Annotated in this window: 1 protein-coding gene; it reads left to right on the top strand. The window is 61.9% G+C overall.

All coding sequences use genetic code 11. The annotated features are described in order from the left end of the window. A partial coding sequence (nadE, locus tag RVY79_RS20770; protein ID WP_317466492.1) for an NAD(+) synthase occupies window positions 1–252 on the top strand: 252 nt, incomplete at both ends.

Below are 252 nucleotides of genomic sequence, written 5' to 3'. Positions count from 1 at the left end.
GCCGGAAGATGCGACGGAAGAGAACATCCAGGCGCGCATCCGCGGCACGCTGTTGATGGCGCTGTCCAACAAGTCCGGCCGCATCGTGCTGACCACCGGCAACAAGAGCGAGATGGCCGTCGGCTACTGCACGCTGTACGGCGACATGGCCGGCGGTTTTGCCGTCATCAAGGACATCTTCAAGACGCTGGTCTACCGGCTGTGTCGCTACCGCAATACGTTGTCGGAGGTGATTCCGGAGCGCATCCTCAC

It is taken from the genome of Chromohalobacter sp. HP20-39, from assembly GCF_033052815.1.
Taxonomy (GTDB): Bacteria; Pseudomonadota; Gammaproteobacteria; order Pseudomonadales; family Halomonadaceae; genus Chromohalobacter.
This window is presented reverse-complemented; position numbering and strand designations above follow the sequence as displayed.